Consider the following 19,876-nt stretch of genomic DNA (forward strand, 5'->3'; position numbering starts at 1 on the left):
GCGATCTATCTGGTCCCCTGTGACACGCCTGAGCGTTTGGCCGCCGAGTCTGAACACGGAAAGAGGAGCACGACGGACGCGGCGGCATCAGCATGACGCTGATTTGGATCAATCGAACAAGTTTCATCTGAACTCTTGGGCGGGGGCTGAGAGACCGTCATGGTCGTGACGGATCCCCGCGTCTCAGCAATCGGTGTGCCAAAGACGTTCTGCAAACTCTTCCTGAAGAAGCGATGCGCTTCTCGCCTCGCTGGCGGAATACCGCCGCCTTACTGTCGAGCAAGGGACATTGACGTCTTGAGCCGGACACAGCTCAACACAACAACACGGACCGATGGCGACGATCGCCCCTAACGCCGAAGTTGAATGTCTGCTCAAGGATGATGTACCGAGGGGGACTTCATGACCAAGCCCCGGCGAGCGGGTCATTGTCATGCGATTCTGGAGCCAGGATACCGCCCCATCATAGGCTGTGGTTGCGATCCACAAGTGTGTGGTGCCGGTGTCGTTTCAAGATTACGCTATCAGAATCGAAGGCCTGCATGCCGTTCGGTGCAGCAGACAGGGTCGAGGCTTCATTCGACAGAGCCGTTCTCCAGGCCGCTTCGGGATCAGTGATGGTGTCACGATGGAGCTATGGCTGATTCTGGGTGACGCGGCCTGATCAGGCGGCGTGGCTTTCAGTGGTCGGAATGACCTCGATGCCGTCGGTGAACTTTACACCGGCGATGACCTTCGGCAACTGATTTGTTCCTTTCAGTCGGCGCCAGGTCTTCGATGCAGCGTCGATCAACTTGAACACCATCAGCTTGGCGGTTTTCGGCGAGAGCGATCCTTTCGTTCGCTCCGTGCGATGCCGCACCGTGGCGAACACGCTCTCGATCGGATTCGAGGTGCGCAGATGAACCCAATGCTCGGCAGGGAAGTCGAAGAACGCGAGCAGCACCTCACGATCCTTGATCAAGCACTCGACCGCAGGTCCGTATTTGGCACGGTATTTCTCGACGAAGGTGTCGATCGCGGTTTCGGCTTTCGCCCGGCTCGGCGCCAGATAGACGTTCCGCAGATCGTTCTTCATCGCGCGCTGCACGGATTTGGCGACCTTGTCGAGCACGTTGCTGACTTTGTGGCACCAGCACCGCTGGTGGCGCGTGCCAGAAGACCTCGTCGAGAGCCTTCCAGAACCCCAGCGCGCCGTCACCGACCGCCACTTGGGGAGCGATCCGCAGGCCGCGCTGCTTCACATCGATCAAGAGCTCACGCCAGCTCTGGGCGCTCTCGCGGGCGCCCACCTGGAAGCCGACCAATTCCTTGCGGCCCTCCGGCGTCGCGCCGACCAGCACCAGGATACATTCGCTGTGATCCTCCATCCGGGCCTGCAAATAAACCCCATCGGCCCACAGATAGACGTAGCGCCGCGCCGACAGGTCACGTCGCTGCCAACGCTCGTACTCGGCCTGCCAGTCGGCCGTCAGGCGTGCAATCACCGACGGCGACAGGTTCGGCGCGTCCTTGCCGAGCAGCGCCGACAGCGCCTCCTGGAAGTCGCCGGTCGAGATGCCGCGCAGGTAAAGGATCGGCAGCAGGGCATCCAGGCTCTTCGTCCGCCGCGCCCACAGCGGCAGGATCGCCGAGCTGAAGCGGATCCGATCGGCTGAGCTGGCGCCGCGGTCTCTCACCTTGGGCCGGGCGACCTCGATTGCGCCGATCCCCGTGGCAATCTTGCGCGTAGGGCCATGGCCGTGCCGGACCACACGGGCGCGGCCACCCGGCAGCTTCAGCTCCGCCGTCGTCTCCAGAAACGCCTGCAGTTCGATTTCGACCGCCCTGGCGAGCAGATCACGGGCTCCATTGCGCAGGATTTCTGTCAGTGGATCGTCAACCGCCGACCGCTGACGGAAGGGGAGAATCTTAGTAGTCTCGTTCATGGCGTATCGCTCTCCTTGAGGTTCTGGCAGGCTCGACACCCGCCTCGATACGCCGCCTCTCTCAACCCGTCATCACCCAGTTTCGGCCATAGCTCATCACGATGCAGTCGTGACCAAGCCGTGTGATCTGACGATGGAGACCGTAGACCGTAGCCGGTCGGGCCGGCTTCGTAGCAAAAGGCGAGGTCCCGGTGCCTTTTGGCGAGCTTCGTTATCAATCGCTCCACCGCATCAGGCGCACTGTCGATCTCGATGAAGCGCACGTCGCCATCGCGCCCCGCCTCGGCTACGGCTACCGAGATCTTCAGCTTCGACGTATCCAGTCCCACGTAGATTTTGCTATCCTGCCGCACGGCTCGTCCTCCTATGTGAGAGGCTCGGCCCCGGCCCACCCGGCGCAACCCTCGCTCATCGCATACTGCGGACGAGCCACCTCTCGGACAACGAACATACGGTCTGCCAGATCGGAGTGTTCGGCTGCTAAGTGTCGCGGCATGGCCATGCCTTCATCGACCGGGCGCTCTACCTGCCAAAGGAATGGACGGACGACCCCGCTCGCCTGAAGGCAGCGCATGTACCGAGCGATGTGGGCTTTGCGACGAAGCCCAAGATCGCGCGTCAAATGATCACTCGCGCGATCGTCGCAAAGGTGCCGTTCTCGTTCGTGGCGGCGGACAGTGTATGGCACCGGAGAGATCGAAACCCTGCTGCGCAAGGCGGGCAAAGGTTATGTTCTGGGTGTTGCTTCCAATCATGTGTTCCGGTCCTGGGGTAAGCAGCAGCCTGTCGCCGGCACCGCCGCCACGATCGCGCAAAACCTTCCCAAGAAGGCCTGGCGCCGCCTGTCGTCCGGCGGAGGGACCAAAGGTCCGCGCTGGCACGACTGGGCCTATCTCGAATTGGCCGATCTCGAAGTCAGTGAACACAACGACGAGCTTGCCGGGGAATGGACGCGGGGTCTTCTGGTCCGCCGCAATATCGCCGACGGCAGCTTGGCCTTTTTCTCCACATGGTGCCCCAAGGGTACGTCCATACAGAAACTGGTGTCGGTGGAAGGCCATCGCTGGGCCATCGAGGACAGTTTCGAAACTGCTAAGAACGAGCTCGGCCTTGATCACAACGAAACCCGCTCCTGGCATGGCTGGCATCGCCATGTCTCACTCGTCATGCTTGCCTTCGCCATGATGGCCGTCATCCGTCATCGGGCCAACACCGGGCCATCGCTCAAAAAAACGCGACCGCGGCCTCGACCGAAGCCTCGCTTTTGATCCGCTGGTCGATCCAGGAAATCCGCCGCATCGCCATGAAGCTTGCCCAGCGGCGCATCCGGCACGCCCACATCCTCGCATGGTCGTCCTGGCGCAGAGCCCATCAGGCCAACGCGCGCAAAGCCCATCTCAAGAAAAAACGGTTTGCGGTAGGGACGCTCATTGCTGAGCGCCCCCCGCGCGGATCCGGACGAGCCCAATTAAGGCATCCGGCTCTTACCTTGGGTATGTGACGGCGAAGCGCTGTTGTGGCCAGGGATGGAGGATACGGGGTTGAGGGAGCCATTCATCCGCCAACTTCGTCATGCGGTCCCACGTGAAGCGGTCTCGTTGGCTTCGCCGCCGAAGCGTTCGACGCCAGAGATCGGTCACATAGTAGCGGAACGCTGAGAGCGTCCGCCCATTTGTAGGAACCGCGTAGTAGGCGAAGTGGCCGGCGACGACCTGTCTCAGCCATGCACCCTGGACGAGGATCGGTTGGTGCATCCGACGCCGCAGCTTTTCCTTGATGTCCTGAAGCTTCCTCCGCAGACGGTCGCGACGGGTCTTCCTTTCGAGCAGGAAGTTTCCTCGGCGTGATTTACCGCAGATGTGGGTGAAGCCCAGAAACATGAAGGTCTCCGGTTTGCCAAGGCCGCGCCCCTTGCGGTTGACCGCCGCACGGCGACCAAACTCAATCAAGCGGGTCTTGTCTGGGTGGAGTGTCAACGCGAATGCTTCAAACCGTTCACGCATTGCATCAAGGAAACGGCGAGCGTCGTCCTCATGCTCGAAGCCAGCCACGAGATCATCGGCATAGCGCACGATGATCATGTCGCCATGGGCCTCTTGCCGTCGCCAGCGTTCGGCCCAAAGATCGAACGTGTAGTGCAGGTAGACATTGGCGAGCAGCGGCGAAATCACCGATCCTTGCCCCGTGCCCCTGTCGTCCACGGTAACGACCCCGTCTTCGAGAATGCCCGCCTTCAGCCATTTACGGATCAGGCGGATGATGCGCTTGTCGCCGATGCGGTGTTCCAAGAACTGGACCAGCCAGTCTTGGTTCACACTTCCGAAAAAGTTTTGCACGTCGGCGTCAAGTATCCAGTTCACCTTCCGCGTGGTGATCGCTACCGCCAGGGCGTCCAACCCATCATGTGGGCCCCTACCGGGTCGAAACCCGTAGGAGAAACCGACGAAGTCGCCTTCGTAGATGGCGTTGAGCACCATGACGGTCGCGCCTTGGACGATTTTGTCCTCCAAAGCCGCGATCGCCAGCGCTCTCTCCCGGCCGTCCGCCTTCGGAATATACGTCCGACGTGACGGTTGGGGACGATACGCTCCTGTGTGGACCCGTCGGTGCAGATCCGCAAGCCGGGGCTCCAGATCTGTCTCGAAGTCCTGCCATGTCACACCATCCACGCCGGGGGCTGCTTTGCGCTTGAGCGCGTAGAAAGCCATCCGGAGCGTGTCGGTATTGATATGGTGGAGAAGCGCTGTGAACCGCTCCTTCTTCCTCTGCCTTGCGGCTTGCCGTACGCGATCAAGCTCCTGGATCACACGATCCCGGCCCTGTGTCCGGAATGTGCTTTGCTGTCTCGCGTTTCCCTTGGTCCCCGCCCTTCGCTCCATCGCCTCCGCCACCGTACCTCCGGCTTTGTTCGGCGACTTCATTGCTACTATGGCGGAGTCAGACTTCTCCTGATCGTTCATCGGCGGCTACAGCTCCTCGCCTTCCCGCCGCGGACCAGGCCGCTTCCATGAGCATCTGGCCGACCAAGAGACCTCCCGGTTCCCGTACAAGAAGCTTCTGCACATGCCAGGGTCTGCGACCACGCCGAGGCGACTGGGCGCTCGCGATATCGCACCCTTTCGTGTTGCCTTCCGCTCAGTTGACAGCGTCGGCTCTCGGGAAAGCATTCTTTCGCGGCTCCATGGCTGGCCTATGCGCTCCCCTGCTGACGCTTCGCCGACATCCTCGCGGACGCCTGCGCACGGCTCGGGGCCGATGTGGATCGCTATTCCTTCATCGCAGTGGACTTCCACCACCTACTCCTTGCCGGTCTCCCGGCGCACCAACTGTAATGCTTCTGTAATGGGCCTTTGTTCGTCAAGTCCCTCTGAACAAATCTCATCGCCAGGATCATGCTTCTGTCCGTGGTCGGCACGAAGACCGCCACACCATGCCATCAGATCCAGAGCCGACAGGTCAATCTAGGACGCGTGATCTGCCGCAGCATTCACAGCACTACTCACGACCTTGCCAAGCCCTCGTCCCGGCGACGGGACACTCAGGAGAACGTACCGTTTCCGGCTCGTTCCGAATCTTCTCTATCTCCTATGCAGCCGCAGCGGTCTTGCTCCAGCGGAACTCGGTCGCGTCCACCCACATGCGATGCAGCACAACGCCCAACTTGCGAGCAAGGGCCACTTTGGCGCGCTTCATGCCGCGCCGTCGCGCAACCTCGAGTGCCCAGCGCTTCAGGCTCGAGAAGCGTGTCGCACGCGTCAGCTTGATATGCGCCGCTTCAAAGAGCGCGGTGCGCACCATGGCGTCGCCGACCTTGCTGATGACGCCGTCCCGGTCGGTCTCACCCGACTGATATTTTTTCGGCGTGAGCCCGAAGTAGGCGCCGATCGTACTGGATTTTACGAACCGCGCGATGGATCATCTACCGCCGAGCGGTATGTCAGGGCGACCAAAGCACCGACACCAGGTGTGCTCATCAATCGCCGGCAAACTTTGTCGGCCCGCGCGATCTTCAGCATCTCGCGATGCAGCCTGGTGAACTCGTTCCACAATGCCATCCTCGCAGCGAGCATCGCGCCAATCACCGTTTCCAGGGTCACGTGCCCCGCTGTCAATTCCCGAATGCGCGCTTCAAACCGTCCACGGCTCACTTCGCCGACCTTCAGCCCATAGCCACGCAGAATCCCGCGGATGCTGAGTTCGACGTCGAGAAGCTTGCCTTGCAGAAGCTTGCGCCCAATGAGAAGGGCGCGGGTGTTCTTGCAAGGCACCGATTTCGCGTGAACCGGACGGTACCAGCCCATCCGCAGCAACTGAGCGATCCCGCGGGCATCCTTCCGGTCGGTCTTGACGGTCATGGCTGAGAGTGCTGCTTTCACATGCCGTGTCTCGAGCAAAACCGCATCGCGTCCGCCGGCCACAAGCCCGGCATGCAGCCACTGCGACAACGGCCCTGCCTCGAGCCCAATGCGGCTGACAGGTAATTCCAGCTCGTCGACATAGCCAATAAGCACCTCAGGCTCGCTGGCGACCTTGACCTCGCGGACGACCTTTGCCAGTCCCGTCAACAACGCAGATGCTGCTCTCTTTCAAAAGACACGTCGATCCCCGCATAATAGTCCATGGCTGTTCCTCACTTGATGCCTGGAGCCGATCATTCGGACTCCGTTTCAACATCATCATTCTGAGGGACAGCCACCTAACCTGGCTAGCCTCGCGAAGGCCGGCCCATTACGGCATCTAGATGATTGCGCCTGCACACGCCTCCATTCCGATCAGACAACGCGGAACATTGGCCAGCGACTGGTCAAGCTGATTTCTCGACCGCTTCTTGCGTAGCGTGATTGCGCCTGTGGCATCGAAACCAACAACATGGAATGTGTTCTTCCCGAGATCGATTCCGATCGTGACAAGGTTCGTATTCGACATGGCTTGCGCTCCTGCTGCTGCCCCGCCGGGGCTCCACGTTGCCGCTGAGAGCGGGCGTGGTCCATGCCATTAACTCGTAAGGTGCAGCGGCCTTGCCCTTGCCGATGCACTCCACCTCCGGGGCATGGAAGGAACAGAGCTTCCAGCCGCGCTGGCGCTGCGAGCGGATCTGCAAGGCTCGGCCAAGCGGGAGAGCGAACGCGTTCTCCAGTGCTGGCTGGCCCTCGATCTTGCGCTGCTCGAGGAGATGGGCGAGCCGCTGCTCGACGAGTTGAACCGCATCTTCAACCTCCAACCGGGTCCGACGCTCCGCCACGACGTGGCTCACGGGCCGCTGTCGGAGGGGCAGCGCTGCTCCGCCGATGTCATCTACGCCTGTTGGCTGCTCTATCGCGTGTGCTGTCTGCCACTTTTGACCGGTGGGATGAGTTCGTACGTCCCGGCCTTGCGCTCGAGGAGCCGGGGCGGTAGCGCCTCCAAGGGAGCAATTTACGTGAGGCCACGGTTCAGCATCCGGTAACAATTAAGGCGAGGCAATGCGATGGGCCGTTAGCCGAGCCCTTGCAGCACCAGCCGGTTCAGCTTCGCGGCAAACGCCGCCGGGTCTTCCGGCAATTCGCCGTCCAGAATCTGCGCCTGTTCGAGCAGCAGCAGGCTGAGGTCGTCGACCGTTGTTGAGCCGGCCTGGGCCCTGGTGATCGCCGCCACCATCGGATGGCGCAGGTTAATCTCGAGGATCGGCTTGGTGCGCATGCCGCGGTTCTGCTGCGCCAGGATGCGCTCGAGCTCGCGGCTCGGGCCCTCGGTGCTTGCGACGAGGCAGGACGCGGAGCTGGTGAGGCGGGTCGAGGCCTTGACGTCGCTGACGCGCTTGCCGAGCGAGACCTTGATCACGGCGATGGTCGAAGCCTCATCGGCGGCCGGCTCGTCCTTCTTCGCCTCGTCCTTCTCGTCGAGCCGCGGGATCAGGTCGAAATTGAGATCGCCCTGGCCCAGCGACTTCAGCGGCTTGCCGTCGAACGACATCGGCATCGAGGTCCAGAAGGCATCGACGGGATCGGTGAGCAACAGCACCTCGATGCCGCGGGCAGCCGCCGCCTCCAGGCGCGGACTGGACTTCAGCCGCTCGATGCTGTCGCCGACGAGATAATAGATCTCGGTCTGATTCGGCTTGAAGTCGGCGACGACGTCCTTCAGCGAGCGCTTCTCGCCCGAGGTCGTCGTGAAGCACGACAGCGCCAAGAGCTTCTCGCGGCGCTCGAAGTCCTCGTAAATGCCTTCCTTGAGGACGGCGCCGAAGGCCTCCCAGATCTTCGCAAAATTCTCCGCGTCCTTCTCGGCGAGGCTTTCGAGCTCCGAGACAACGCGGGTGGCGACCGCTTTGCGGATCTGCGCAAGCTGCGGGTTGTTTTGCAGCATCTCGCGGGAAATGTTGAGCGGCAGGTCCTCGCTGTCGACGACGCCGCGGATGAAGCGCAGATTGCCCGGCAACAGATCGGCATCGTCGGTGATGAAGACGCGCCGGACATAAAGCTTGACCCGGCCCTTGCGCGACGGCTCGAACAGGTCGAACGGTTTCGTCGACGGCGCAAACAGGAGCACGGCGTAGGAATAGCGGCCTTCAGCGCGATAATGCAGCGTCATCGCGGGATCGTCGAAGGCGGTGGCGATCTGCTGATAGGCCTTCTTGTAGTCGTCAGCCGAGAGTTCCGATTTCGAGCGCTGCCACAGCGCGCTCGCCGAATTGATCTGGCGCGGCTCGCCTTCTGCCGGCACGAGCTCGATGGGGAAGAGGATATTGTCGGAATAGGCGGAGACGATGCGCTGGATCTCGTAGTCTTCCAGATACTTCTTCGCATCCTCCTTCAGATGCAGCACGATCTCCGTGCCACGGCTCACGCGCGCGGCATCTTCGTCGCTCGCCCGCGCAATCTCGAAACCCGAGCCGCCCGACGAAGTCCAGGTCCAGACGTCGCTCTCGCCGGCCCTGCGGCTGATGACGAGGATCCTGTCGGCAACCATGAAGGCGGAATAGAAGCCGACACCGAACTGGCCGATCAGGCCGAGCCCGTCCTTGGCCTCCTTCAGCTTCGCCACGAAAGCCTTGGTGCCCGAGCGGGCAATGGTGCCGAGATGGTCGATCAGCTCCTGCCGCTCCATGCCGATGCCGTTGTCGGCGATCGTGAGCGTCTGGGCCGCCTTGTTCGGAATGATGCGGATCTTGAGCGCGTCGCCCTCACCCAGCAGCGCCGGATTGGCGATCGCCTCGTAGCGGAGCTTGTCGCAGGCGTCCGAGGCGTTGGAGACGAACTCGCGCAGGAAAATATCGGTTTCCGAATAGACCGAGTGCACCATCAGGTGCAGGAGCTCGGAAACCTCGGCCTGGAAGGGCAGCGTGTGCACAGCCGTATCTGTGGTCGTCATGCGTTCACCCGGTTTATCGAAGAGGAAGAAACCCGGATATAGCGCGAGGAGCCAGAGGATCAAGGGGATGTGATGGGGCGGCCCCAATTTCGAGACGCCGCCCACCGCAACTTCCCCGTCTCCTAGGTGTTTTGGAGCACGCCCGAGCTCGGGATTCAGACGCGGTTGCGTTGCACGTGAAGTCGCGGCGCCGAACTTACCTATTCGCAGCCCAGGTCGGAGTTTATTAGCGTGTTCGGTCTGCAGAATCGCAGTACCCGTCCCTTGCTAATCGCGCTCTGAGCGCCCCAACGGGATTCCATCATTGACGTTGCCTGCGCTCACGAGGAAGAGGATGCTGTAGGTGAAGGCCAAATAGTCCAAGGCGCGGCCCCAGGTCGATATCTTGCCAGCGAATGGTTTCGTGCGATCGCCGAGCAAGAGACTGACCACAATGACATTCGGGCCGCCATTCGCGCGCATCTGCATAACGGCCTCCACGATGACGTCGACCACGAGCCTGTCGTTGTCAAAGATTTCATCTCCCAACGTCGGCGCGTACATCACCGGCCGGAAGTAGACGCGTCGACTGATCGGACTCGGCGGATCGTTGAGGTCGCCGTGGAGCACGATCGACGGGCTACGGCCTAAGCGCCCTGGCTGTTCGGGAAAAGCGCTATATGTTCAGGTCGATCCCATCGCTGGAAAGTGGACGGCGCCAGCGTGCTCGATGAGTTCTATCGGCTCAACAAGGATGATCCGAACTACTCGTTAGTAAGCGCGAATTTCCCCGCACCTTTTGCTGTTGAGTACTCTGATGCATGAGGTGTCCACCAAAATAGGTGGACACCTTGTGATGTCAGACGATGATCAGAAACTGCGGGTAAGGCTTGTTGGTCGGAACGGTCGACGCCGTTACGACGCCGCATCGAAGGACCGCCTTGTCGCGGCCTGCCTTGCGCCTGGCGTGTCGGTATCGAGACTTGCGCTCGAACATGGGGTCAATGCGAACCTTCTTCGGAAATGGGTAAAGAAGCGCACGGAGACGCTGTCTGTCCGGCCGTCCTCACCAGCGGCGTTCATCCCGGTTCAGATTGAAGGGACTGCTGATCGGGCACTGTCGGGACAGAGCCGCATGGATGCGGTGGATTTGCCGGCGACTTGTGATGGGGTGCGTGGATCGGCACCGGAAAGGGCTGCGACGTTTTCCTCTCCAGCCAAGGTGAGCGCGTCACTGTCGAACGGCGTGAAGCTGACGCTGGAATGCGGTGATGTGAATGTATTGACGGCGATCATCGGAGCACTGGGACATGTTCAGACTGGGCGCTGACCTGAAAGTCTATCTGCACCGTGAGTCGATCGACTTCCGGGCCGGCATCAACAGCCTTGCGGTTCTGGTCCAGGAAACGATGGCGCTCGATCCGTTTGCTCCGGCGGTTTTTGCGTTCTGCAATCGCCGTCGCGACCGGATGAAGCTCCTGTTCTTCGATCGGTCCGGCTTTGTGCTGATCCTGAAACGGCTGACCGAGGACAAGTTCCGGTGGCCGGGCCGCGAGGCAGCGGTGATCACGCTTACGACCGAGCAATTGCACTGGATCCTCGACGGGATCGATATCGATGCGATGGTCCGCCATCCGGTGCGGCAATATCAGGTTGCTGGTTGAGGGCCTCGAATTGAGCGGTTGACGCGGCGGCATGCTTTCGATTCAAGAATCTGATGAATCGACCCGGCGAACCGGCTGTTGAAGAGTTGATGGCGCGCATTGCTGCGCTGCAGGCAGAGAACCGTCAACTCACCGAACGCGTCGTCAGACTCGAGGAAGAGCTGGCGCTTGCACGACTGCATCGTTTTGCGCCGCGCAGTGAAAAGCACATTGACCGCCTCTTCAATGAAGCCGAACAGGCTGCGGATGAGGACCCCGCCGACAACGAAGATGACGATGTCGTTGCTCTGCCGGACACGGGCTTGCCGGCGACCGAGGGGGCGACGGGAAGGAAGCGCGGCCGCAAGGCCTTGCCAGAGAACCTGCCGCGCGAACGCGTCGAGTATGACCTTCCCGACGACCAGAAGGCTTGTCCTTGCTGCCGTCACCAGATGCATCGCATGGGCGAGACCGTTAGCGAGCAACTTCATATCGAGGTGAAGGCGAAGGTTTTGCAGAATGTGCGGTTCAAATATGCTTGCCGCCATTGTGACCGTACCGACATCAACACGCCGGTCGTGACCGCGCCGATGCCTGCACAACCCTTGCCGGGCAGCATTGCTACGGCCTCGACGCTGGCCTTCGCACTCGTCCATAAATATGTCGATGGCACGCCGCTCTATCGTCTGGCGAAGGCCTTCGAGCGCGCTGGTGTTCCCGTCAGCCGCGGCGCTCTGGGCCACTGGGTGATCGGTTCGAGCGAGAAGCACCTCGTTCGTATCTACGACGCGCTAAAGCTACGGTTGCGGTCGCAGACCGTCATCCATGGCGACGAGACCACCGTTCAGGTGCTGAAAGAAGCGGGCAAGGACCCCACCAGCACCTCGTATATGTGGGCTTATCGCAGCGGCGAGGATAGCGAGCAGCCGATCGTGCTGTTCGATTATCAGCCTGGTCGCGGACAGGAACACCCGCAGGCCTTCCTTGGCGACTATCGTGGCATCCTGATGAGCGATGGCTACGCGGCCTGGCGCACATTGAAAGGCGCCACGCACGTCGGATGCATGGCCCACGCCAGACGGAAGTTTGTCGACGCCCTCAAGGCCAGGAAGAAACCGGGTGGGCCACCGGCCCAAGCCCTCAAGTTCTTCGACCAGCTCTACCGGATTGAAAGACAGGTGCGGGACGAAAAGCCCGGCGACGGCGAAACGCAGGTCGATTACATACGCCGCTTGCGCCAGAAACACAGCCTCCCGGTCCTGGACGCCCTCAAGGCGTGGCTCGATGCAATCGCTCCCAAGGTTGTGCCCGACACCAAGCTTGAGGATGCGGTCTCCTATACGCTCAACCAATGGGAATATCTGACGCGCTACGCCAAGGACGGCAGCATGCCGATCGACAACAACCTTCTGGAACGCGATATCAGGATTTTTGCCTGCGGCAGGAAAAACTGGCTCTTCAGCGCTACCGTGGAGGGAGCCAGGGCCAGTGCCGTCATCTATAGTCTGATGCTGACCTGTCGGGCCTGTCGCATCGAGCCCTTCGCATGGCTGAAGCACGTCCTCGCCCAGTTGCCGACACGCCCCGATGAAGCCGATGTCCAGGATCTTCTGCCCTTCAACTTCAAAAAGTTGCCAGCCTGAGCCGCCACCACCACTGCCGCCGCCGCATTACGCCGCTCTACGACGTGCATCGAAATCCGCGCTTACGCACGACCCGCGTCGGATCGCGCCGATCCGGGAACACCCGGGCCAAATTGTCGGCCAAACCGAGACGCCGCTCGGCCATCGCCAGAAGCATCACGCCCCCATTTGTGTTTCGGCGTGAGGTCTCGACCATGATCGGCGTAGGGGTCCCGTCATCTCAAATCAATGAAATCAACGGCCTGAAAGGGTCTCGACGACCCCGATGGGGGGCAATGTTCGATCAGCATTCACAGATGTCGCGCGCCTTGTGGGGCTGGCAGCGCTGGATCGCGGCGGCCGGACCGAAGGTGCGGCGGCCATCATCGTGCCGAGCGCCTCGATCCCCGCCGCAAGGCAGAACCGATCGAAGCTCGCCCGCACTTCTGCAAACGCTTCGTCCACAGCCTCGGTCGCCGGCCAACCGGCCGGTGTGATATCTCTCGTCATGGCGTTGCTCTCCTTTGTGGAATCAGCACCGCGAGCCTACCGGCTCAAGGTGGGCAACGCCGACCTCTTCAGAAATTCAACAGAACCCGGGACATCCCCGTACGAAGCTACGCTTCGCCGGATACCACTCAATGGGCTGTCCGCAACATTGGCGTTAGCGTGGGCGAATCACCATGCTGTATCTCACCAATGACCTTGAAGCCGTGGCGCTGGTAAAAGGGAATGTTTTCCGGATTTGAGCTTTCGAGATATGCGGCGGCACCCTCCGAATCACATCGTTTAAGAGCGTATTCCATTAGCAACGTGCCAAGCCCGTGTCCGACCCAGTTCGGATCGGCGGCAATGAGAGGCAGATACCAATGTGGCTCAGGTGGATGATGTTCGACCATTCCCAGCCGTAGCTGTGCCATAGCTTCGGTGATCTCCGGACGTAGGGATTGAGTCATAATTGCGTCGAGAGCATCCTCATCTTGCTCCACGCCGGGTGGCAGCCAGAGCGCCGCGGCTCGAATCCCTCCCGTCACGTATGCTGTGCCATGCTCGAATGCTCGTCCACCACAGGCCTTAACGAACTGAGGCATGATCGTAAGATATTGGTCTGGGTCAGGCCAGCTCCATCGAGCCAATGGGTCCGCGGCAAAGCCGAGCACAAGGGTCCAGACGGCGGTCGCCTGCATTTTTGAGGGCGCAGATTTTATGTCCGTCTCCGCTGTCATGATGTCTGTTCCAGGTCTCTATTTGGGCGCCAGAGTTGCAAAGCTAGAACGCACGACAGGTGCTTCTGAACATGCGCAGAAGAGGGCACCAATGGAGGTTTCGTCGGCTGCATCTCGTTTTCGCGTTTCGAGCTCTTCTCTTTCCTCAGACGGTCGCACTAGCGACCCTGCGGGACCGAAGCTCGTCAGCGGGTCATCCTTGAACTGAAATGTTTCTTGGCGGGCACAGGTGCTTCCTGGGTCTAGGAAGGTCATCACACTCCTTCCCAAAGCAGGCTGGCGTTTGTCCACCCCGATAGAGCGCCGGCAGCATGCCCCCCTCGTAGCGAGCCGCACAGGAGCTTTTAGAGTTTGCGATGAGAGGAAATCGCGAGCCCGCTCTCGGTAGGAGCAGCTGCACCTGAATCGTGTTCCCGATGTTGCCGGGCAGTTAGCAAACTCGCACGTCGAGGTCGCAGATGCGCAATGACCTTATGTGATAACACTTGGACTCCGGTAGCTGTTCTGGATGAGGCCGCTCGTTCAAAACGCGTGCCAACTGCGGGCGTCGGTGAGGCTATCCTTTGAATGTTCAAGTCCGGACGTTTTCGGCATGAGTGGAGCTTGATCAGGAATCAGCTATCCTGCCCTTTATCGACGTCGTGCTGCTGATGGCGGAGCCTCGAGGGGCGGCACAATTTGAGAAACGCCTAGCGGCGAAGAAATAGCCGGAGTTCAAACTGGTGAAAGGCGAGAGACTTGCTTTCGACAAAAGCTGATTGGTGATCGCGAGCATAGAGACAAGATTGTCGCATTCCATCCAATCAGAGCTTTCTCTTTGCGCAAAAAACGTCGCGTCTGATGAAGAATTACAAAGTTGGATTATCTCAACGGCCCGCTGCATTCCAGACGCGTGGGCGGCCATCAATTCCGTGCAGCGCGAAGACTATGTCGGTCGCCCGGATGGCGCGGGCGGTCTGACTTCACCGACGCGCAACGCTACATGTCGTCGGCGATGCCAAAACCGACCGTGTGCTGAAGATGATGGCCGAACTTGCGCCCGTCGCGACCTGGCGCGAAAAGCGCGTTCGCATCGAACATGGCGACGTCATCGGCCCCGACGCGTTCGAGAAGGTGGCGCAATTGGGCTTGGTCGTGATCCAGAATCCGATTCACCTTGCGCTTCCGCTGACCGGGGGACAAAAAAATTTTTCTTTGTCAGACCAAGACGCAAAATTCTTCATTGAAATCAAATAGATTGACGAAAATAGAGATTTGAACTACCCTTCCACAAGGCTTACACATTTACACAAAAAGGGATGATTTCCCGATGGAGACGGCAACTCAAGAACAGCAACCACCGGCGAAGGACGGCACGATTGAGCGCTACGAACTGATGGGCGGCAAGTGCTACATCTACAAGCGCAGCAACGACAGCAAGCACTGGCAGGTTGCCGCTTATGTCTCCGGTAGAAATCACAGAGCAAGCACCAAGCTCGAAGGATTCTCCGCTGCAAAGCAATTTGCCGAGGAGTGGTATCTTGAATTGCGCGGCAAGCACATTCGCGGCGAACTGGGCAAGCTGGTCCCCGTCAACGCCGAAAAGACTTTCAAGGACGCCGCAGAACAATTCCTCCGCGAATTTCCGGTTCTCACCGAAGGACAACGCAGCCCTATCTACACCGCAGGCCACCAGAGGCGCCTGCGTAACTACCTCGTCCCCTTTTTTCGGGGACAAACCGCTCTCGCAGGTCACATCTGGCGCGATTGCGGAATACCGCATCGACCGCATCGAGAAATCGAAAGAAAAACGCGGCAAGCCGCCTGCCCGCGGCACCGTTCACCAAGAGATGGTCGCGCTGCGCCAGACCTTGAAAACTGCCATGCGGCACGGCTGGCTGGCCAGCCTGCCCGACATGTCACAGCCCTATCGCAGCAACGGCAAGATTTCCCATCGCGCCTGGTTCTCACCGACTGAATACAAACAGCTTTACCTCGCCGCCGCGAAGCGAGCCGATGACCCCAAGAAAGAACGCTATCGCTATCACGGCCAGGAACTTTATGACTTCATCATCTTCATGGCCAACACGGGCCTGCGACCTGATGAGGCCAAGCGGCTTGAATACCGCGACGTGACCGTGGTCAAGGATCGCGAAACCGACGAGCGCATTCTTGAAATCGAAGTGCGCGGCAAGCGTGGTGTCGGCTACTGCAAGAGCATGCCCAGCGCAGTCATGCCCTTCTTCAGGTTGCGAAAGCGCAACAAGGCCCAGCCGACCGACCGCATCTTTCCTAACGACCAGCATGTGCTGTTCAACAACATCCTTGAGGAGGAAAATCTCAAGTTCGACCGCGAGGGACAGCGCCGCACCGCTTACACCTTGGCGACCAGGCCGACACGGGTTATGAAGACCCTGGCATGCGGGCGTGGCGAAATTGGTAGACGCAACGGACTTAAGCCAAAACTTGAGTGCTCACGGGGAAACCCGCGATGCAGAACTGCTCAAATTCGGGGAAGCCTTTGCTGGTAATCCCGAGCCAAGCCCCTAAATCCTGGGGAAGGTGTAGAGACTAGACGGGCAGCACCTAAAGCGACGACGCCAAGGTGAAGGGATAGTCCAGACCACAAACGCCAGGTTGGCGGCGACGAAAGTCGTAGTTGGTACGAAAACCCGTTGGGCATTGCCCGTGCCGGTTCGAGTCCGGCCGTCCGCACCGTCTATCAACGACAAATATACCCTCTCTGCCACTTTTAATTGCCAGAATCTGAAAGCTACGCTTAGACTCGTCAGTGACCAACAAAGTACGCCCCATGCCTAGCGCCGACCAGCTCAAAGCGCTCATAAAAGCCTTCGCTGCGGGCGACGACGCGCAATTCCACTCCATCGCGATGCAGATTGCGGCGAGCGAGGCTCGCGTCGGACATGGCAAGCTGGCCGAAGAACTCCGCGAACTGATCGACCAGTCGCGCGCTCGCGTCCCAAGCCCCGGGCCGTCGCCGATCCCCCTCGCCAAGCCACGCGGCGAAATCGCGGATCTACTCACCGTCACCTATCCCAAAGTCCATTTGGGAGACCTGGTCCTTACGGCGAAGACCAAGAGCATTTTGCATCGCGTCGTCCGTGAGCACAAAAACGTTCGTGACATTCGCGCCCACGGTCTGGCTCCCCGCAAAAAGTTACTGCTGGTCGGACCGCCAGGCACCGGGAAGACGATGACCGCATCGGCTATCGCGGGTGAACTCGCCCTGCCCCTCTTCGTCGTACGTCTCGACCGACTCATCACCCGATACATGGGCGAGACGGCCGCCAAATTGCGGTTGATCTTCGACGCGATTGCGCAGACGCGTGCGGTTTATCTATTCGACGAGTTCGACAGCATTGGTTCAGAACGGGGTCTCGGCAACGACGTTGGCGAGATACGCCGCGTCGTGAACAGTTTCCTTCAAATGGTCGAGCAAGACACTTCCGATAGCGTGATCATTGCTGCGACGAACCATCCCACTATTTTGGACAAGGCTCTCTTCCGTCGTTTTGACGACATCGTTCAATATTCGCTTCCCACCACAAAGGAAATTCGTACTGCATTTGAAGCCAAGATTGCGGGCGCGAAGACGAGCGGGAAAATCGATTGGGCCAAGCTCGCGACGTTTGCCAAGGGTCTGAGCTACGCGGATGTGACGCGCGCAACGCAAGACGCGCTCAAGCACGCGTTGATTGAAGGGCATGCATTGACGCAGAAAGACCTCTTCTCCGCGATCGATGAGCGCAAGGCGGCCCTGCAGCACGGGAACGTCAACCGCAAGTAAGAGCGACAACGCTTGGCACGGTATCCCCATTTGCTCTTCGTCGACGCCGCGGGAACGGAGCGTTATACCGCTGATCGTGGTCGATCTCCGAAATTTGACACGCCTGACCGTGACCGTGCCCAACATGCAGCGACCGTCATCAACGCGTTGCAGACCGCGCAAAACTCGCGCGGCCCTTTTCCTACCCAGGTCGGAAACGGCTTCTATGAATCACCAGGGCTGACGCTGATTTTTGAAAGCGAGCCGGGCTTTCCGCTTGCCTTCGAGAGCCTCGACCTACGCCGCAGCAAAATTCAGTTGCTGGCGGTTACTCGCGACGAAGAGACGGCTCGTACCTACGCCACGATACACGTCCCCGACGATAAGATTCCAATTCTGCTTTGCAAATTCGAGGAGTACCGCGACGCTGAAGACGGCGATGAGCGCGATAATAGAAAGTTGGTCGAAAGCATCACCAACATCAAGCTGGCGACGCTCTCGGAGCTTTGGACAGATACGCCCCAGCTTTATCCAGCAGCCAACACCGCTATTACGTGGGAAGTCTGGCTTCGCACAGCGATGAAGGGAGAGAACTCGCCGAGCGCGGTCCTCCGCGAGGCCGCGCCCAATTTCCGCTATGAGGTCATCTCAAACGACCTGTCGTTCATCGATCGTACCGTTGTGCTTGTACGAGGCACCCGCGAACAGCTCGCGCTGTCCACCGATGTCCTCGGTGTTATCGCCGAAGTCCGCAAAGCGAAGGTGACCGCGGACTTCTATTCCATGCAGCCGGCCGTCGACCAGCACGCCCTTTCTGCCGCGTTCATCCAGCGGCTTGGCGCCTTGCCGGGTGGCTCACCCGTCGTCGCGCTACTAGATACGGGCGTCAACCGCGCCCACCCGCTGCTTGCGCCGATTGTCGCTGAAACTGACGTTGACGGTTTTAAGCCCGGCTGGGGCGGTCACGACAGCCATCGGCACGGGCATGGCACGCAAATGGCCGGGCTCGCTATCTATGACGACCTCACGCCTCTCTTTGCCGGTAACGGCCCGATAGAGATCACCCACGGTGTCCAATCGCTGAAGCTCTATCACGCTCCCGACCCGCACCGGCCGGAGCTCTACGGCGCGGTAACAATCGAGGGCATATCGCGGCTCGAAATCGACGCCGCTCGCCGGAAGGCATTCTGTATGGCTATTTCCGCAGAGGCTCGCGAGAGAGGCCGGCCCACTTCATGGTCAGCAGCTGTCGACAATCTCGCGTATGGGGCCATTAACGACACGCGTCGGCTTATCATTCTCTCGGCTGGCAACACGCCGCCCGAAGCCCGGAGAGACTATCCTGCCTACAACGAGGCCGCCTCGATCGAGGACCCCGGCCAATCGTGGAACGCCTTGACGGTCGGTGGCTACACCGATCGGATTTTCATCGATGACAATGTCAACTTCGGCTGGAATCCGCTGGCATCGCGCGGCGACCTTGCTCCTTCCAGCAAAACGTCTATGACCTGGCCGCGCTCGACAAAGACCCCGTTCAAGCCCGACATCGTCATGGAGGCCGGCAACATGGGACGCCCCCCAGGCGACGGCGATCCCTTGTTTCTGCCCGAGTTGCAGTTGCTCACAACGAGCAACGAGTTCGCGGCTGGTGAAGCGCCATTTGTGGAGTTTCACGACACTAGCGCCGCCGCGGCGCTGGCGGCCAATCTCGCAGCGCGGGTGATGGCGCGTTATCCTGACTATTCACCCGAAACGATCCGTGGATTGCTCGTCCATAGTGCCAAATGGACCGATGCTATGCGGGCTCGCGCCGTAGACGGACAGGGGCGTCTCGACCGGGAACGCATGCTCCGCACGTTCGGATATGGAGCACCTGATCCCGAGCGCTTATTCTACAGCGCCGGCAACGCGCTGACATTGATTGCGGAGGATAGTCTCCAACCTTTCTTCAAGGATGGGGATGGCTCCATCAAGACTAAGGACATCAAATTCCACGAGTTGCCTTGGCCACGCGACGCACTGCTTGCCTTGCCGTTCGACACGCCGGTCGAAATGCGCGTCACGTTGTCCTACTTCGTCGAGCCTAGCCCCGGAGAGCGCGGCTGGGACCGCAAATACGGATATCCTTTTCCGGGTTATTCGCGCGACCGAGACGCTGGACGATTTCAAGCTTCGCATCAACGCGCACGATCGCGAGGATGACTATGACGAAACCCACGCTGGCGAGACCGGGCGCTGGGAGCTAGGCGTCCGTGGCCCGACCAACGGGTCCATACATTCCAACATCTGGCGCGGCTCTGCCGCTGAACTCGCACAACGAAACCATATCGCTGTGCTTCCCACACTTGGGTGGTGGCGTACT

Annotated in this window: 12 protein-coding genes and 7 pseudogenes; 9 read left to right on the forward strand and 10 right to left on the reverse strand. The window is 60.1% G+C overall.

Going from position 1 to position 19,876, the window contains the following annotated elements; translation table 11 throughout:
* Positions 1–664 precede the first annotated feature (664 nt).
* Together NLM33_RS47115 and NLM33_RS47120 are read right to left on the reverse strand one after the other, a co-directional pair.
* A pseudogene (locus tag NLM33_RS47115) lies at positions 665–1,883 on the reverse strand (IS256 family transposase); the annotation flags it as partial.
* Between the two features lie 41 nt (positions 1,884–1,924).
* A complete protein-coding gene (locus NLM33_RS47120; RefSeq protein ID WP_254106361.1) occupies positions 1,925–2,281 on the reverse strand; it encodes a hypothetical protein in 357 nt (118 codons plus the stop codon).
* A gap of 98 nt (positions 2,282–2,379) precedes the next feature.
* Here NLM33_RS47120 and NLM33_RS47125 point away from each other — a divergent pair.
* Positions 2,380–3,196, forward strand: a pseudogene (locus tag NLM33_RS47125) (IS701 family transposase); the annotation flags it as partial.
* Positions 3,197–3,412: 216 nt separating this feature from the next.
* Here the strand turns inward: NLM33_RS47125 and ltrA are convergent.
* The 6 genes and pseudogenes from ltrA to NLM33_RS47155 form a co-directional block, all read right to left on the reverse strand.
* On the reverse strand, positions 3,413–4,888 hold the full coding sequence (ltrA, locus tag NLM33_RS47130; protein ID WP_254106362.1) for a group II intron reverse transcriptase/maturase: 1,476 nt from the start codon (positions 4,886–4,888) through the stop codon (positions 3,413–3,415).
* 625 nt (positions 4,889–5,513) lie between these two features.
* A pseudogene (locus NLM33_RS47135) lies at positions 5,514–6,549 on the reverse strand (IS110 family transposase).
* Positions 6,550–6,674: 125 nt separating this feature from the next.
* Positions 6,675–6,854 (reverse strand): annotated as a pseudogene (locus NLM33_RS47140) (IS110 family transposase); the annotation flags it as partial.
* Positions 6,855–6,927: 73 nt separating this feature from the next.
* Positions 6,928–7,092 (reverse strand): annotated as a pseudogene (locus NLM33_RS47145) (IS5/IS1182 family transposase); the annotation flags it as partial.
* A 311-nt stretch (positions 7,093–7,403) separates the two neighbouring features.
* On the reverse strand, positions 7,404–9,278 hold the full coding sequence (gene htpG / locus NLM33_RS47150; RefSeq protein WP_254106363.1) for a molecular chaperone HtpG: 1,875 nt from the start codon (positions 9,276–9,278) through the stop codon (positions 7,404–7,406).
* 267 nt (positions 9,279–9,545) lie between these two features.
* Positions 9,546–9,887 carry a hypothetical protein gene (locus NLM33_RS47155; protein ID WP_254106364.1) on the reverse strand — a complete coding sequence of 114 codons (342 nt, stop codon included), beginning with the start codon at positions 9,885–9,887 and terminating at the stop codon, positions 9,546–9,548.
* Between the two features lie 50 nt (positions 9,888–9,937).
* Between NLM33_RS47155 and NLM33_RS50105 the strand changes: the two are divergent.
* The 4 genes and pseudogenes from NLM33_RS50105 to NLM33_RS47170 all read left to right on the forward strand — a co-directional run.
* A pseudogene (locus NLM33_RS50105) lies at positions 9,938–10,040 on the forward strand (oleate hydratase); the annotation flags it as partial.
* Between the two features lie 73 nt (positions 10,041–10,113).
* Positions 10,114–10,587, forward strand: a complete 474-nt coding sequence (locus tag NLM33_RS47160) for a transposase (protein WP_254106365.1) — start codon at positions 10,114–10,116, stop codon at positions 10,585–10,587.
* Positions 10,568–10,921 carry an IS66 family insertion sequence element accessory protein TnpB gene (gene tnpB / locus NLM33_RS47165; protein ID WP_254106366.1) on the forward strand — a complete coding sequence of 118 codons (354 nt, stop codon included), beginning with the start codon at positions 10,568–10,570 and terminating at the stop codon, positions 10,919–10,921. Before NLM33_RS47160 ends, tnpB begins: the two co-directional genes overlap by 20 nt.
* A gap of 53 nt (positions 10,922–10,974) precedes the next feature.
* Positions 10,975–12,543 (forward strand): IS66 family transposase, encoded by a 1,569-nt coding sequence (locus tag NLM33_RS47170; RefSeq protein ID WP_254106368.1) that lies wholly within the window; start codon positions 10,975–10,977, stop codon positions 12,541–12,543.
* Between the two features lie 354 nt (positions 12,544–12,897).
* Here the strand turns inward: NLM33_RS47170 and NLM33_RS47175 are convergent.
* Positions 12,898–13,032: pseudogene (locus tag NLM33_RS47175) on the reverse strand (IS256 family transposase); the annotation flags it as partial.
* A 128-nt stretch (positions 13,033–13,160) separates the two neighbouring features.
* Positions 13,161–13,748 carry an N-acetyltransferase gene (locus NLM33_RS47180; protein ID WP_254106371.1) on the reverse strand — a complete coding sequence of 196 codons (588 nt, stop codon included), beginning with the start codon at positions 13,746–13,748 and terminating at the stop codon, positions 13,161–13,163.
* 1,011 nt (positions 13,749–14,759) lie between these two features.
* On the opposite strand from NLM33_RS47180, the gene NLM33_RS47185 reads away from it, so the two are divergent.
* From NLM33_RS47185 to NLM33_RS47200, 4 genes are all read left to right on the forward strand, one after another.
* A complete protein-coding gene (locus tag NLM33_RS47185; RefSeq protein WP_254106373.1) occupies positions 14,760–14,984 on the forward strand; it encodes a hypothetical protein in 225 nt (74 codons plus the stop codon).
* Positions 14,985–15,577: 593 nt separating this feature from the next.
* Entirely contained in the window at positions 15,578–16,258 is a 681-nt protein-coding gene (locus NLM33_RS47190; protein WP_254106375.1) for a site-specific integrase, read from the forward strand.
* 281 nt (positions 16,259–16,539) lie between these two features.
* Positions 16,540–17,535, forward strand: coding sequence for an AAA family ATPase (locus tag NLM33_RS47195; RefSeq protein WP_254106569.1), 996 nt, complete (start codon positions 16,540–16,542; stop codon positions 17,533–17,535).
* A gap of 30 nt (positions 17,536–17,565) precedes the next feature.
* Entirely contained in the window at positions 17,566–19,716 is a 2,151-nt protein-coding gene (locus NLM33_RS47200; RefSeq protein ID WP_254106383.1) for a S8 family peptidase, read from the forward strand.
* Positions 19,717–19,876: the final 160 nt, after the last annotated feature.

This window comes from Bradyrhizobium sp. CCGUVB1N3, assembly GCF_024199925.1.
Taxonomy (GTDB): domain Bacteria; phylum Pseudomonadota; class Alphaproteobacteria; order Rhizobiales; family Xanthobacteraceae; genus Bradyrhizobium.

Bases quoted from the DNA above. Each gene is read 5' to 3' on its own strand.
- ltrA (WP_254106362.1), bottom strand. From the start codon at position 4,888: ATGAACGATCAGGAGAAGTCTGACTCCGCCATAGTAGCAATGAAGTCG.
- htpG (WP_254106363.1), bottom strand. From the start codon at position 9,278: ATGACGACCACAGATACGGCTGTGCACACGCTGCCCTTCCAGGCCGAG.
- NLM33_RS47160 (WP_254106365.1), top strand. From the start codon at position 10,114: ATGTCAGACGATGATCAGAAACTGCGGGTAAGGCTTGTTGGTCGGAAC.
- tnpB (WP_254106366.1), top strand. From the start codon at position 10,568: ATGTTCAGACTGGGCGCTGACCTGAAAGTCTATCTGCACCGTGAGTCG.
- NLM33_RS47170 (WP_254106368.1), top strand. From the start codon at position 10,975: ATGAATCGACCCGGCGAACCGGCTGTTGAAGAGTTGATGGCGCGCATT.
- NLM33_RS47180 (WP_254106371.1), bottom strand. From the start codon at position 13,748: ATGACAGCGGAGACGGACATAAAATCTGCGCCCTCAAAAATGCAGGCG.
- NLM33_RS47190 (WP_254106375.1), top strand. From the start codon at position 15,578: ATGGTCGCGCTGCGCCAGACCTTGAAAACTGCCATGCGGCACGGCTGG.
- NLM33_RS47195 (WP_254106569.1), top strand. From the start codon at position 16,540: ATGCCTAGCGCCGACCAGCTCAAAGCGCTCATAAAAGCCTTCGCTGCG.